At 41.2% G+C, this 16,045-nt stretch carries 7 protein-coding genes and 1 pseudogene; all 8 read left to right on the top strand.

The window, feature by feature from the left end:
• Positions 1-295: 295 nt before the first annotated feature.
• Positions 296-5,200, top strand: a complete 4,905-nt coding sequence (locus tag STRUR_RS05735) for an SspB-related isopeptide-forming adhesin (protein WP_006739811.1) — start codon at positions 296-298, stop codon at positions 5,198-5,200.
• The gene (locus tag STRUR_RS05730) at positions 5,201-5,392 is read left to right on the top strand and encodes a thrombospondin type 3 repeat-containing protein (protein ID WP_006739948.1); all 192 of its coding nucleotides are present in this window, start codon (positions 5,201-5,203) and stop codon (positions 5,390-5,392) included.
• Positions 5,376-5,927 carry a hypothetical protein gene (locus tag STRUR_RS05725; RefSeq protein WP_006739286.1) on the top strand — a complete coding sequence of 184 codons (552 nt, stop codon included), beginning with the start codon at positions 5,376-5,378 and terminating at the stop codon, positions 5,925-5,927. The genes STRUR_RS05730 and STRUR_RS05725 overlap by 17 nt, the downstream gene beginning before the upstream one ends.
• A 49-nt stretch (positions 5,928-5,976) precedes the next feature.
• The gene (locus STRUR_RS05720; RefSeq protein ID WP_006739903.1) at positions 5,977-11,883 is read left to right on the top strand and encodes a helicase-like domain-containing protein; all 5,907 of its coding nucleotides are present in this window, start codon (positions 5,977-5,979) and stop codon (positions 11,881-11,883) included.
• Between the two features lie 563 nt (positions 11,884-12,446).
• On the top strand, positions 12,447-14,258 hold the full coding sequence (locus STRUR_RS05715) for a reverse transcriptase domain-containing protein (RefSeq protein WP_006740042.1): 1,812 nt from the start codon (positions 12,447-12,449) through the stop codon (positions 14,256-14,258).
• A 104-nt stretch (positions 14,259-14,362) separates the two neighbouring features.
• A pseudogene (locus STRUR_RS05710) lies at positions 14,363-15,310 on the top strand (hypothetical protein); the annotation flags it as partial.
• A 69-nt stretch (positions 15,311-15,379) separates the two neighbouring features.
• On the top strand, positions 15,380-15,679 hold the full coding sequence (locus tag STRUR_RS05705) for a DUF5962 family protein (protein WP_006739654.1): 300 nt from the start codon (positions 15,380-15,382) through the stop codon (positions 15,677-15,679).
• Between the two features lie 14 nt (positions 15,680-15,693).
• Positions 15,694-15,984 (top strand): DUF5966 family protein, encoded by a 291-nt coding sequence (locus tag STRUR_RS05700; protein ID WP_006738782.1) that lies wholly within the window; start codon positions 15,694-15,696, stop codon positions 15,982-15,984.
• Positions 15,985-16,045: the final 61 nt, after the last annotated feature.

Here is a 16,045-nt window from a genome sequence, read left to right as displayed (position 1 = left end):
CGATATATATCGATATAAAACCGTCGATTCGACAAATAAGTAAACTTATTGATGAAAAACAAAGTTAGTGGTAACATGGTCATATCGAATTGGGTCGTGCTAGTCACGTCTGGGAGGGTCTGAAGCGTCAGTCCTCCCCCTTTTTATAGGGATTTTCAGAAGCTATCGGTAGTGCTACCGATAGCTTTTTTCTTTATCCATTTTTGATGTTATACCAAAATCAAGCCTTCTTTTTTATGATGAGGAGAGAGTGACAGATTGTTGCTACTTATCAAAAGAAAAGAAGGACTTTTTTATGACCAAACAATGTCATCATCACTTTTTAGTTAATCAGGAAAAAGCAGAAAAGCATGTCTTCCGTAAAAGTAAGAAGTATCGGACACTTTGTTCGGTAGCTCTTGTAACCATGGTGACAGCTGTTGTCGCTTGGGGTGGCCAAGTAGCACAAGCTGACGAAGTGGTAACATCCTCACAAGGTAAAACCGTTCAGTTGACAGAAAATCCTGCGACAAATTTACCAGAAGCTCAGCCAACTCCAGTTGCTGAACAAACGAATAGTCTTGCGTCAACTGGTCAATCAGATGGGGCTATTACAGTCACCGTTCCTCATGATGTTGTGACACAGGCTGTCAATCAAGCAACTGCTGAAGGAGTTACTACTGTTCAAGACCAACCTATGGACTTGGGAAATACAACTTCTGCGAGTGAGACCAGTAAGCAATTAGATAAAGCGGAAGCGGATGCTGCTAGGCAGGCTGAAGCCATTACTCAGCTAACCAATACCTATAAAGCTGACAAAGCGACTTATGAACAAGATAAAACACGTGTTGAACAAGGGAATGCTGCGTTGGCTGCTAGTCATAAAGACGCCACTCAAGCAGGAAAAGCCTTGAATCATTCAGTGGATAGCACAGTTTCAAAAATCAAAGACCAAGATCAGTCGGCTAATGTGACCGTTACAACTCAAACCGTAACATCAGGAGATGGTTCAACGGTTTCAGGCTATCAGGATTATACCTCTGCGGTAGCTGCTATTGATAAGCAAAATAAGGACAATCTATCTGAATACGAATCAAAGAAAAAAGATGCAGATGCCATTGTCGCAAAGAATCTCTTAATCCAAAAGGCAAATGAGGACGGGGTTGCCAAGGCAAAGGCTGATACTGAAGCAATTGATAAACGCAATCAAGCTGGACAAAAAGCAGTGGATGATGAAAACAAGGCAGGTCAAGCTGCTGTTGATGCCTACAATAAAGACCAACAGAAATTGGTGACAGACCGTGAAGCTGAGATTGCTGCTATCACGAAAAGCAATAAGGAAAAAGAAGAAGCAGCCAAGAAAGAAAATGCTGCCATTGATGCCTATAACACCAAGGAAATGGAGCGCTATAAACGTGACTTAGCTGAGATTTCAAAAGGTGAGGAAGGCTACATCTCACAAGCTCTTGCTCAGGCTTTAAATTTGAATAATGGAGAACCACAAGCACGCCATTCAGCTGATACCAGAAATCCTAATCGTATCGTTGCTAAGGGTGACGCTATGCTTGGTGGGTATTCTAAAATCCTTGATTCGACAGGATTCTTTGTCTATGACACCTTTAAAACAGGAGAAACCCTTTCCTTTACCTATCAAAATCTTCAAAATGCTCGCTTTGATGGTAAGAAAATCACAAAAGTAGCCTATGACATTACAAACCTTGTTTCTCCAACTGGAACTAATGCCGTGCAGTTAGTCGTGCCAAATGACCCAACAGAAGGCTTTATCGCCTACCGTAATGATGGGACAGGCAATTGGCGAACAGACAAGATGGAGTTTCGTGTCAAGGCCAAGTATTTCTTAGAAGATGGCTCACAAGTCAGCTTCACCAAGGAAAAACCAGGTGTCTTTACTCATTCCTCACTCAACCACAATGACATCGGTTTAGAGTATGTGAAAGACTCATCAGGCAAGTTTGTCCCTATCAATGGCTCAACCATTCAAGTGACTAACGAAGGTTTGGCTCGTTCACTCGGGTCAAACCGTGCCAGTGATTTGAAGCTTCCTGAAGAATGGGATACGTCATATAGTAATTATGCCTATAAGGGAGCAATTGTCTCAACGGTTACATCAGGCAACACCTATACGGTGACCTTTGGTCAAGGAGATATGCCCCAAAATGTTGGTCTCTCTTATTGGTTTGCCTTAAACACCCTACCAGTTGCACGGACGGTTAAACCTTATAGTCCAAAACCTCATGTGACACCAAAGTTAGAGCCAATTCCAGAACCGATTAAGGTTGTGCCAAAAACCTTTACCCCAAAGACTTTTACCCCAGAGCCACCTGTGAGCTTTAAGGAAAAACCATTAGAGAAAGTTACTCAGCCTAGCCTAACACTTACCAAGGTCACCTTGCCTAAAGACCCTACGCCAGAGCCGTTACCAAAAGCACCACAAGTGCCAACGATTCATTACCACGACTATCGTCTGACAACGACTCCTGAAATTGTTAAGGAAGTTATCAATACCGACCAAGTGAACCTTCATGACAAAACGGTCGCAAAAGATTCAACGGTCATTTATCCCTTAACCGTAGATGCTTTTTCTCCAAATCGAGCCAAAACCACTAGCCTCACCTTTGAAGATTACCTTCCGGCAGGTTATGCCTTTGATAAAGAAAAAACGCAGGCAGAAAACGGAAATTATACCCTTACCTTTGATGCTGCTAAGAACTTTGTGACCTTGACCGCAAAGGAAGCCTTGCTTCAAGAGGTCAACCAAGACCTTACCAAATCTTATCAACTGGAGGCTCCTAAACTTTATGGTAGCCTTCAAAATGATGGAGCAACCTATTCCAACAGTTATAAGCTTCTCATCAATAAGGGAACTCCAAATGCCTATACAGTGACTTCCAATGTCGTGACGGTGCGAACGCCTGGTGATGGAACGACCACTAGCCGTATTGAGCCGCAGAAGAAAAATGAAAATGAAGACGGTGTGGTTATTAACGATACGGTAGTGGCTCTAGGAACAACTAATCATTACCGTTTGACCTGGGATTTAGATCAATATAAAGGCGATAGGTCTTCTAAAGAGACGATTGCTCGTGGTTTCTTCTTTGTAGATGATTACCCAGAGGAAGTGTTGAATTTAGTAGACCAGGGAACAAGTATCACCACTCCTGAAGGCAAAGACGTATCAGGGATTACTGTCAAGGCTTATGCGTCGCTGTCAGAAGCTCCTAAAGACCTTCAAGATAAACTCGCTCATGCCAAGATTTCTCCTAAAGGAGCTTTCCAAGTCTTTATGCCTAATGACAATCAGGCTTTTTATGACCAGTATGTTATAACAGGAACCTCTTTGAACCTTGTCACCAAAATGACGGTCAAAGATAGTCTTTATGGTCAGACGAAGACTTATCGAAACAAAGCCTACCAAGTGGATTTTGGCAATGGCTATGAAACCGATGAGGTGACGAATACCCTTGTGAGCCCAACACCAAAAAAACAAAACCTAAATAAGGGTAAGGTGGATATCAATGGCAAACCTATGGTAGTCGGTTCACAAAACCACTATACCTTGTCATGGGACTTGGACCAATACCGTGGCATTAAAGCCGATAAGGCTCAAATTGCACAAGGGTTTTACTTTGTGGATGATTATCCCGAAGAAGCTCTATTACCAGATGAAACAAGTATTCAACTTGTGACAATTGATGGTAAAGCAGTGTCAGGTGTGACGGTAAAAACTTATACGAGCTTATCAGAAGCCCCTAAACCCCTACAAGCAGCCCTTTCAAAACGCAAGATTGTGCCTAAAGGAGCCTTCCAAGTCTTTATGGCAGAAGATCCGCAAGCCTTCTACGATTCTTATGTCACGCAAGGTCAAAACATCACCATCATCACCCCTATGACTGTCCGTGAGTCTATGCTTAATTCAGGAAAGTCTTATGACAATGTAGCTTATCAAGTAGACTTTGGACAAGCCTATGAAACCAATACGGTAACCAATCACGTGCCAAAAGTAACACCACATAAAACTAATACCAATAAAGAAGGCGTGTCTATTGATGGGAAGACCGTTCTTCCAAATACCGTTAATTACTACAAAATTGTTCTGGATTACAGTCAGTACAAGGACTTGGTGGTGACGGAGGATGTTCTTGCCAAAGGTTTTTACATGGTGGATGATTACCCTGAAGAAGCGCTTAGCCTCAATGCAGATGGTATCCAAGTGATGGATAAGGCAGGAAATCTTGTCAAAGGGATTTCGGTGAAAGCCTATGCCTCATTGTCAGAAGCGCCTAAAGTGGTTCAAGACGCTATGGCCAAACGTCAGTTCACACCAAAAGGAGCCATTCTAGTTTTAAGCGCTGATGATCCAAAAGCGTTCTATGAGGCTTATGTTAAAACTGGTCAAACCTTAGTGGTGACCCTTCCAATGACTATTAAGAATGAGCTGACGAAAACTGGTGGGAAGTATGAAAACACCGCTTATCAGATTGACTTTGGTTTGGCTTATGTGACAGAGACTGTGGTTAATAATGTGCCAAAACTAGACCCACAAAAAGATGTGGTGATTGATTTGCCACAAAAGGAGAACAGTCTTGATGGAAAAGAAGTTGCCTTGAATCAGGTCTTTAACTACCGTTTGGTGGGAGCACTCATTCCAGGTAATCGTGCGACACCACTCATCGAATACCGCTTTGACGATGATTACGATGAAAGCCATGACGACTATAATGGTGTTTACAAGGCTTATACCTTAGTAGATGTGACTCTAAAAGATGGAATGGTTTTACCAAAAGGGACAGAAGTGACCAAGTACACGCTACAACATGTCGACACGTCAAAAGGGACAGTTACCATTAGTTTTGATCAGGAATTCCTTGAAAAACTAGCAGAAGAATCTGAGTTTCAGGCAGATGTTTACGTGCAAATGAAACGAATCGCTTCAGGTGAAGTAGAAAATACCGTATTACATACTGTCAATGGCTACACCATCAGTTCAAACACGGTTAAAACAACTACTCCTGAACCAGAGCCACCAACTCCGACTCAACCAACCCCACCCCAACCACCTATTCCAACACAAGAACCACCAGTTCCAGCAAGTGTCTTACCAAATACAGGAGAGAGTCAATCCCTCTTGGCACTGGTTGGTGGAGGACTTCTTTTAGGCCTAGCTTACGGACTTTCTAAACGCAAAATGGAGGACAACTAAATGGAACCCAAAAACATTTACACAATGGATTCAGACCAAGATGGCTTAACGGATGCTCAAGAGTTAGCTCTAGGGACTAATCCTTTTAGCAGTGATACGGATAGTGACGGACTGACAGATCTTGAAGAAGTCCAACAAGGCTTGAATCCAATTCAACAGCGTAAGGAGAGAAGCTATGGCTTGGAATTATGACACAATTTCTAGAACCCTTTCTGAGATGGCACGAGAAAACTATGAAGACATGGTCAAAGCCTTTTTAACCATGGAGCTAAACATTCAAAACAAGTCACTTCTTGACAGGCTTTATCAAGACTTTAGGAGCATTGATGACTTATCTTTAGTCAGTGAAGACCTGCGCCTAAGAGCAGACGGTTATCAGGAACAGCTTCAAGAAGAAGTGACGGACCTCTTGGATAAACTCTATCGAACAGGTGAGGGAGCTAGTTTCATTATGGAAGTGATTGTGTCCAACAATATTTCTGAGACCCTTTCTCAGTATGAGGCTTTGAATGAGGAGGATTATTCGCCTCTCACCTTAGAGACCTTGCAGGACATTATCCAAAAGGAGTTGTCTTTAACGAGTCAAGATTATTTTGGAGATGTGACCTATCTCGCCCTGCAGAAAGATTTGTTAGACCAGAAAAGCCATTTCTTACAACAGTATGTGACAACTTTAATGGATAAGTTACCACAAGAAAAAGACCAAAGCGCCTTGGTCCTAGACTAAAGCAGTGGGCTGAGAATACCTCTCAGCCCCTTTTTAATTGGAGGAACATATGACTCAAGAACAATTACTTGAAATGTTGCGGGCAAGATTGCCACGTGACCAGATTCTTTTGGAATCCTTTTTACGCTATCAAGCAGTCCATTTTGATGAGGATTGGGATAGCCTTATCCAAAATTTTACAACCCAAAGAGGAGTAGTCACCTCACCTGTTCAAGTGGCTCGCTTTGAAACCGAAGTTTCTGCTTTTGTAGAGGCAAGCCCCTTTGATGGAGTGACTGACCTAAGCACCTACACGCAGACCTTTGGTCAGGCTGGCTTAAAGAAGTTACCTCAGTTAAACAATGATGAGAAAGCCTTGGTGATTGAAGTAGCCCTCTTTAACCTAGCCACTCGCTTTCAGCTCTTAGACCAAGAAGGCGCCTATCAGTCCATTTCGGTAGCTTCTCTTTTGGATAAAGGAAAAGCTGCTAATTTGGTTAATGTCTACCGAGTGGCCAATAATTTGTCTGACCGTATTAGCCGTGATATTGAACAATTTCTTCTCACTTATGAACCTGAACTAATAAGCACCCAGGAAACGGTAGAGGAAAGAGAGGGTGCAGCTGAAGAAAAAGTAGTTCCAGAACCTCCTCAAGACATCACCTTTCGTGAAGAAGGGGGTATCGTCATTGCAAGTCTTGAGGAAGATTTATCACAACTAGATTTACGAACAGGGCAAACAGAACATTTACCAGCCTATGAACATCTAAACTTGTCCCAAAAATTTGAGATACTAAGTCACTTTGACCAAGTGAGAAATAGCCGTCCAAAGCTACCAAACCTGAGACGTGGGGAGGTTCACCATGAGATGGAAATGACGCCAATCTATGCGGACAATGAGCTATTAACCTATTTAGAAGCTGATGGGACCGTCTATGACTTACAACGTCCTTTAACACCTCAAGAAGAAGTGATCTTAACTGAAATGGGTCAAACCATTTTGGGTGAAAATACCGAAAAACTGACTCGTTTAGGAATAGACTTAGCTGACGTTGACGAGCAACAAGGTGGGATACTGATAGATGCTGCAGGGCGTTTTCATTTGAAGAATGCCGACCTCGCCTTATTAAGGGGCTATCCTAAAGCAACTGTCACTCAATTAGCCCTTGCAACAGAATTGCTTCAGATGGGACTTACCCATGACAAGGCTGAATTTTTCTTGACTAGTCAGCTAGATTTAGAAGAAGCAAGACCCATTGCCTACGCCTTCTTACATGAAGAACTCACTCTTGAGGAAGCGAGAACCTTTGAAAGGGACAAACTGTCCCAATCAGACCTATCCTTTAGAGAATGGCGAGAACACCTCTCACAAACAAAACCTGAAACCATTGTGACTCAAGAAAAACTACCAAATCCCATCGTAGAAGAAGCCCTTAAACGCTACCCGATTGATTCTAGAGTGATTTATAAGGGGCAAGAGTTTCAGGTAATGGCCATTGAGGACTCAGGCGTTAATAACCTGATTCGGATTGAATTACAAAATGATTTCACCGATGTGATTGAACAAAACCCCGTTCTTTTCTTACGGACCTTAGAGGACATCACTCAGGCTCTTCAAGTTATTTCTATCGAAGAAAAAGAGGAAGTGGAGGAACCTAGCCAAGAATTAGACCTGTTTTCCTTTATGGATATGGAAGAACAAAATGAGCCGGTTTCTCAAGTGATAACATCTCTATCATCAAATAAGAGAGAGGCTAAACAAGAAGAAGCATTGTCAGAAGATGAGTTGGAGATGGATTCGGATATCACTGAAACAGTTCCTGCCACTGATTTTCACTTCCCAGAAGATCTAACAGACTTTTACCCTAAGACAACAAGGGATAAGGTTGAAATGAATGTTGCTGCTATTCGTCTTGTAAAAGCTCTTGAATCTGAACACCGTCAACCCACACCTAGTGAACAAGAACTCCTTGCCAAATACGTAGGTTGGGGAGGCTTAGCTAACGAGTTCTTTGACGAGTATAACCCAAAGTTTTCTAAGGAACGTGAGGCATTAAAAACGCTAGTCACTGATAAAGAGTATTCGGACATGAAACAATCTTCTTTGACAGCTTATTACACAGACCCTCACTTGATTCGTCAGATGTGGGAGAAGTTAGAACGTGATGGCTTTACTGGTGGTAAAATACTAGACCCGTCTATGGGAACGGGGAATTTCTTTGCGGCAATGCCTAAACACCTGAGAGAAAACAGTGAGTTGTATGGTATAGAGTTAGACACGATTACAGGTGCTATTGCCAAACACCTTCATCCGAATAGCCACATTGAAGTAAAGGGCTTTGAGACTATTGCATTTAATGACAATAGCTTTGATTTGGTTCTCTCAAATGTGCCTTTTGCCAATATCAGGATTGCGGATAATCGCTATGACAAACCCTATATGATTCATGATTACTTTGTTAAAAAATCCCTTGATTTGGTGCATGATGGTGGGCAAGTAGCTATCATTTCCTCCACAGGAACCATGGACAAACGAACAGAAAATATTCTCCAGGACATTCGTGAGACGACTGATTTTCTTGGTGGTGTGCGTTTACCAGATAGCGCCTTTAAGGCCATTGCAGGAACGAGTGTCACAACAGATATGTTGTTCTTCCAGAAACATATGGATAAGGGATATGTGGCAGATGATTTAGCTTTTTCAGGTTCTATTCGCTATGACAAGGATGATCGTATTTGGCTGAATCCTTACTTTGATGGGGAATACAACAGTCAGGTTCTTGGGACCTATGAGGTTAGAAACTTTAACGGTAGGACACTGTCTGTTAAAGGAACTTCTGATAATTTGCTAGCAGTTGTTCAGACTGCTCTTAAACAGGTTAAAGTCCCTAGAGTGGTGGATAACTTTGACATCTTCATCACTCCTGATGTGATGAAAAAACAGGTCGTTGATACCTCGATTCCACCTGACATCAGAGAAAGCTTAGATCGTTATAGTTTTGGTTATAAGGATTCGACGGTTTACTACCGAGATAATAAGGGAATCCGTGTTGGGACTAAGACCGAGGAGATTAGCTACTATGTGGACGAGGAGGGGACCTTTAAGGCTTGGGATACCAAGCATTCGCAAAAACAGATTGACCGCTTTAATGACCTCGAAGTCACCGATAGCACTGCTCTTGATGTGTATGTGACAGAAGAAGCCACCAAACGTGGGCGATTTAAGGGCTACTTCAAAAAGACGGTTTTCTATGAAGCTCCCTTGTCAGAGAAAGAAGTAGCACGGATTAAAGGGATGGTTGATATTCGAAATGCTTACCAAGAGGTCATCGCCATTCAACGTTACTATGATTATGACAAGGAAGAGTTTGCACACTTACTTGGAAAACTCAATCAAGCCTATGATAGTTTTGTGAAACGCTTTGGTTATGTCAATAGTGCTGTGAATCATAACCTTTTTGACAGTGATGATAAGTATTCCCTTCTTGCGAGTTTAGAAGATGAAAGCCTTGACCCGAGTGGGAAGACAGTTATTTATACCAAGTCTCTGGCTTTTGAGAAAGCCCTAGTTCGTCCTGAAAAGGAAGTAACGGCAGTTTCTTCTGCCCTTGACGCTCTCAATTCTAGTCTAGCAGATGGTCGTGGGGTAGATTTGGATTACATGATGTCTATTTATCAAACAGACTCTAAAACGACTTTGATTGAGGAATTAGGAGACGCTATTGTTCCAGACCCAGAACGCTATCTAAACGATAGGGAAGTGGTCTATGTATCTCGGCAGGATTTCTTATCAGGGGATGTGGTGACTAAGTTAGAGGTTGTGGACTTACTCATTAAAGAAGACAACTCTGATTTTCCTTGGGTCTATTATCAAGGTCTCTTAGAAGATGTGAAACCACGACGTGTGACCTTAGCTGATATTGATTATCGGATTGGCTCACGCTGGATTCCTCTAGTCGTTTATGGGAAATTTGCCCAAGAAATCTTTATGGGACAAACATTTGACCCGACTGATCAAGAAGTATCAACTGTTCTTGAAGTCAGTCCGATTGATGGGACGATGTCCTACCAATCCAAGTTTGCCTTTAGGTATTCTACCGCAACGGATAGAAGTTTAGGTGTGCCTGGTTCACGCTATGATAGTGGCCGAAAAATCTTTGAAAACCTGCTTAATTCCAATCAACCAACCATCACCAAACAAGTGGAAGACGGGGATAAGAAAAAGCATGTGACAGACGTGGAGAAGACAACGGTTCTTCGTGCTAAGGAAACACAACTTCAAGAACTCTTCCAAGATTTTGTGGCTAGTTACCTAGAGGTGCAACAGATGATTGAAGAGACCTATAATAGCCTTTATAATCGTACAGTCTCAAAAGTTTATGATGGCAGCCATTTAACCATTGATGGGCTTGCCCAGAATATTTCCTTACGCCCTCACCAAAAGAATGCTATTCAACGGATTGTGGAAGAAAAACGAGCGCTTTTAGCTCATGAAGTGGGTTCAGGTAAGACCTTAACCATGCTTGGGGCAGGATTCAAACTGAAAGAATTGGGTATGGTGCATAAGCCTCTTTATGTGGTGCCATCAAGTCTGACCGCTCAGTTTGGCCAAGAAATCATGAAGTTCTTCCCAACGAAGAATGTTTATGTGACGACCATGAAAGATTTTGCGAAAGCTAAACGCAAGCAATTTGTGTCACGGATCATCACAGGGGACTACGATGCTATTGTCATTGGGGATTCCCAGTTTGAAAAAATCCCTATGAGCCATGAAAAGCAGGTGACTTATATCCAAGATAAGCTACAACAACTCCGTGACATCAAGCAAGGCAGTGATAGTGATTATACGGTCAAAGAAGCAGAGCGTTCCATCAAAGGTTTGGAACACCAATTAGAAGAACTCCAAAAACTGGAACGTGATACCTTTATTGAATTTGAAAATCTAGGCATTGACTTTCTCTTTGTGGACGAGGCTCACCATTTTAAGAATATCAGACCCATTACAGGCCTTGGGAATGTGGCTGGAATTACCAACACGACTTCTAAAAAGAACGTGGATATGGAAATGAAGGTCAGACAGGTTCAAGGAGAACATGATTATCGTAACGTGGTTTTTGCGACAGGAACTCCAGTCTCTAACTCTATTAGTGAACTCTATACCATGATGAGCTATATTCAACCAGATGTCTTAGAACGGTATCAAGTCTCAAACTTTGACTCATGGGTTGGAACTTTTGGGAATATCGAAAACGCTATGGAACTAGCACCGACAGGTGATAAATACCAACCTAAGAAACGCTTTAAGAAGTTTGTGAACCTGCCTGAACTCATGCGGATTTATAAGGAAACAGCTGATATTCAGACCTCAGATATGCTTGATTTACCTGTACCTGAAGCTAAAGTTATTGCGGTGGAGAGCGAATTGACAGAAGCTCAGAAATACTACCTTGAAGAGTTGGTTGACCGTTCAGACGCTATCAAGTCAGGCAGCGTTGACCCTAGTGTCGATAACATGTTAAAGATAACTGGGGAAGCTAGAAAACTAGCTATTGATATGCGCCTCATTGACCCAGCCTATACCTTATCGGACAATCAGAAGATTCTTCAAGTAGTGGACAATGTGGAACGCATTTACCGTGAGGGAGAAGATGATAAAGCTACCCAGATGATTTTCTCAGATATTGGAACGCCTAAGAATAAGGAAGAGGGCTTTGACGTTTACAATGAATTGAAAGACCTCTTAGTGGATAGAGGGATTCCCAAAGAAGCAATTGCCTTTGTCCATGACGCTAATACGGATGACAAGAAAAACTCTCTGTCACGCAAGATCAATAGTGGGGAAGTCAGGATTCTCATGACTTCTACGGAAAAAGGTGGAACAGGATTAAACGTGCAGTCTCGTATGAAAGCAGTCCACCATTTAGACGTTCCCTGGCGTCCCTCTGATATTGTTCGTGCGTCCGTAAAGGCGGTATAGTCAATCTACTTTTGGCAAAGTAGTAGGCGTGACCTTAATGCCTATCATCACCCAACTAACCTGTGAGGGAAACCAAATATCAGGGAACAAAGCACGTTGGGAAACTCATAAGTTGATGAGTTATCACATCACGACTGAATGAGGAGATGACAATGTAACAGATGTTACTGAGATAATTATAAGGATAAAATCTAAACTGATTGAAGGATAGTCTAAACGGTCTGTGTCGGGACTGTGAGGTAAGATAACTAAAACCCTCATACTATGGAACTTCACTATCACTGGATAAGATAATGAAGCAAAGGGATTCCATAGCGTATTCATAGTAAATGAAAACAGATGAACGTCCTATCCGAAGAAATTATCAAGCTATGTTACTATACCAGCTAAACGGAGATTACCTAAGTCAAAACGCTTGTAAAAGCTATTAAACATCAGGTTTATGAATATTTGATAAGGTAACGGAGTTCACATAGTAGTCCGAGCGTGTTAATGGCACGTACATGGCGAAGGGGAACAGTTTATAACATTAACATTATGGAAAGGAAGGTGTGTGAGACACCATGAGAAATCCTCAAAATGTGTTAAACAATCTAACAAAACACAGTAAAGATAAAAACTATCAATTTGAGCGACTTTATCGCTTACTTTACAACAAAGAAATGTACTTAGTTGCCTATCAAACGATTTACGCTAACCCAGGACACATGACACCTGGAGTAGATGAGTTGACGATTGATGGTATGAGTATGGCTAGAATTGACCAATTGATTGATTCCCTGAAAGATGAATCTTATCAGCCACATCCATCAAGACGAACCTATATTCCTAAAAAGAATGGGAAGCCACGTCCACTAGGTATTCCATCATTTGATGATAAGCTCTTACAACAGGTTATCAAAATGATTTTGGAATCCATCTACGAGGGACAATTTGAATCCTCTTCCCATGGTTTTCGTCCGAATAAAAGCTGTCATTCAGCACTTACTCAAATTCAGAAAACCTATACAGGAGTAAAGTGGTTTATTGAAGGAGATATCAAATCGTTTTTTGATAATATCAACCACGATGTGATGATTCAAATTCTACGAGAAAGAATTACGGATGAGCGTTTCTTACGCCTGATTCGTAAATTTCTCAATGCAGGATATGTGGAAGATTGGAAATTCTACAAAACCTACTCAGAAACTCCACAAGGAGGAATAATCAGTCCAATTCTAGCCAATATCTATTTGGATAAGTTTGATAAATATATGACAGATTATGTGAAGAACTTCTGTGAAGGGAAATACCGTAAACGCACCCCAGAATATCGCCAAAATGAGATTGCACTGGGAAAAGCAAGAAGAACACTAGAGTGTACTTCGACGGAAAACCAACGCCAAGAAGCCATTCAACGTATTCGTCAATTAGAAAAGGAAAGAGTATTGATTCCTCATAGCGACCCTATGGATAGTAGTTTTAAGCGTCTAACCTATACCCGATATGCAGATGATTTTATCTGTGGTGTGATTGGAAGTAAAGAGGACGCTCGTCGTATTAAAGCAGACATTAAGGACTATTTGGAAACGGTTCTCAAATTGGAACTCTCTGAAGAGAAAACCCTGATTACCAATGCAAGAGATAAAGCGAGGTTTCTGGGTTATCATCTGTACATTCGCCAATCCAATTTAGCCAAACGTGATTCGGTAGGGCGATTGGTCAGAAATTATACAGGTAGATTGGTTTTAGAGGTTTCTATTGAAACGATTCGAGATAGATTACTGTCCTATGGGGCTATGAAAATGACTTATCATAGAGGTCACGAAGTTTGGAAACCAACAGCTCGTTATTTTATGAAAGACTGTGATGATTTAGAGATTTTAGAACGCTACAATGCGGAAATAAGAGGTTTTTATAACTATTATTGTATCGCTAACAACAGTTCTATCCTCCATCGCTTTAAGTATATTATGGAATATAGCATGTATAAAACCTATGCGACCAAGTATCGTACGACTAAATCTCACATCATCCGTAAATATAAAAAGGATGGTCAATTCAGGGTACAGTATATTGGACGTAAAGGAGATACAATGACCCGTTATTTCTATAACGGAGGTTTTAGACGTCAAAAGAAATCTTTCCTTGAAAACGATAATTTGCCAAATACGGCAAAATATTTCAGTCGTACAAATCTAATTGATAGATTAAAAGCAAATCGTTGTGAATATTGTCAAGCAACCGACAGTTCCCTAGAAATCCATCATGTGAGAAAACTCAAGGATTTAAAAGGGAAAACTTTTTGGGAACGTTTGATGATTTCTAGACAACGGAAAACAATAGCACTGTGTAAAGATTGCCATAAGAAATTACATCATGGCAAGTTAGATTGAGTTTATAAATGGAGAGCCGTATACATTGAGAGGTGTACGTACGGTTCGGGGGCGAGTATTTGGAAACCTGCCGTAGTAATACGGTAAGGCGCTGGATACTTAGCCTACAACGCAATGGTAGGTTAATTCGTCAAGGCAATATGCACCAAGAGGTAGATATTTACCATTACATTACGAAAGGGAGCTTCGACAACTACCTCTGGCAAACTCAGGAGAATAAACTCAAATATATCACGCAAATCATGACCTCTAAAGACCCAGTACGGTCGGCAGAAGACATTGATGAACAAACCATGACTGCTTCAGACTTTAAGGCTTTAGCGACAGGTAATCCTTATCTCAAACTAAAAATGGAACTAGAGAATGAGTTGACGGTATTGGACAATCAAAAGCGTGCCTTTAATCGCTCCAAAGATGAGTATCGCCATACCATTTCTTACTGTGAGCAGAACCTCCCTGTATTAGAGAAACGCCTTAGTCAATATGACCGAGATATTGCCCAATCCTTAGAAACTAAGTCACAAGATTTTGCCATGCGATTTGATAATCAGATGATGGATAACCGTGCAGAAGCTGGAGACTATCTACGTAAACTCATTACCTATAACCGTTCTGAAACCAAAGAAGTAAGAACGCTTGCAACCTTTAGAGGGTTTGAGCTTAAAATGGCAACCAGAAGTCCTAGTGAGCCCTTGCCAGATATGGTGTCTTTAACCATTTCAGGAAGCAACCAGTATTCTGTCTCTTTAGACTTGAAATCAGATGTGGGAACCATCCAACACATTACTAATGCCATTGACCATATCCTAGAAGACCAAGAAAAGACAGAAGAAATGGCTAACAATTTGAAAGATAAGCTATCAGTCGCAAGGGTTGAAGTGGAAAAGGTCTTTCCTAAAGAAGAGGATTATCAGCTGGTTAAAGCCAGATATGACATCCTTGCCCCTTTGGTTGAACAAGAAGCAGAGGTTGAGGAAATTGATGCAGCCCTAGCTAAGTTCAATGAAGCGATCCAACCGCAACAGGACCAACAACTTTCGCTTGATTTTTAAGAAAAAGGCTGACAAAAAATAATGAGCGCGGTAAAATGACATTAAGAAATCATCAAAGGAGAATTGATTATGACCCAGACAGTAGAAGATATACGTTACCAATTAGAAGAATGGTTAGCACAAGGTTTTACAAGCTCCGAAGACCGAGCTAACTATCAAGTCCTAAAGGAACAATATGAAGATGAAACCCTTGATTACAGCTTTTCAAAGCGAGAAATCATTGGTCAATTAGAGGTAATTATCATGACTCGTGAGAATGACTTTCCAGACTTAGATGAGGTCACCAAAGAAGAGTATCTTAACCTAGTGGCACAACTGGATGACCTAGACAAGGGACAGGCAGATTATTATTGTAAGCAATTAGCGTAGAAAGAGGTACAGATATGATTGAACAAATTATTCAAAGTCTTTTCATTATCGCAGCAACAGGGCTTATTTTGCTTGTCCTTTACCAGATTGCGAAGATGCTTGGAAGCTTATTTGTCATTGGTTTAATCGGATTTTTAGCTTTCACAGAAGTCTATGGAATTTACCTCTTTTTTACAGAACGATACCTCTATGTGGAAGATTTAGCCACCAATGGTATTTTGAGCTTTACCACTTTCTATATTATTTTTAATCTTTTACTTGTCTTTGGACTTGTTAGAAAAGTTGTTAGAAGTCGGATGGCATAACGTAATGGGATTACCTAAGTTAGGTAGTCCTTTTCTATAGATTATTTTTGAAACGAACTCG

This window comes from Streptococcus urinalis 2285-97 (assembly GCF_000188055.2).
GTDB lineage: Bacteria > Bacillota > Bacilli > Lactobacillales > Streptococcaceae > Streptococcus > Streptococcus urinalis.
The sequence above is the reverse complement of the archived record's forward strand: the minus strand, read 5'-3'. Positions and strand labels throughout refer to the sequence as shown.

Bases quoted from the DNA above. Each gene is read 5' to 3' on its own strand.
- STRUR_RS05735 (WP_006739811.1), top strand. From the start codon at position 296: ATGACCAAACAATGTCATCATCACTTTTTAGTTAATCAGGAAAAAGCA.
- STRUR_RS05730 (WP_006739948.1), top strand. From the start codon at position 5,201: ATGGAACCCAAAAACATTTACACAATGGATTCAGACCAAGATGGCTTA.
- STRUR_RS05725 (WP_006739286.1), top strand. From the start codon at position 5,376: ATGGCTTGGAATTATGACACAATTTCTAGAACCCTTTCTGAGATGGCA.
- STRUR_RS05720 (WP_006739903.1), top strand. From the start codon at position 5,977: ATGACTCAAGAACAATTACTTGAAATGTTGCGGGCAAGATTGCCACGT.
- STRUR_RS05715 (WP_006740042.1), top strand. From the start codon at position 12,447: ATGAGAAATCCTCAAAATGTGTTAAACAATCTAACAAAACACAGTAAA.
- STRUR_RS05705 (WP_006739654.1), top strand. From the start codon at position 15,380: ATGACCCAGACAGTAGAAGATATACGTTACCAATTAGAAGAATGGTTA.
- STRUR_RS05700 (WP_006738782.1), top strand. From the start codon at position 15,694: ATGATTGAACAAATTATTCAAAGTCTTTTCATTATCGCAGCAACAGGG.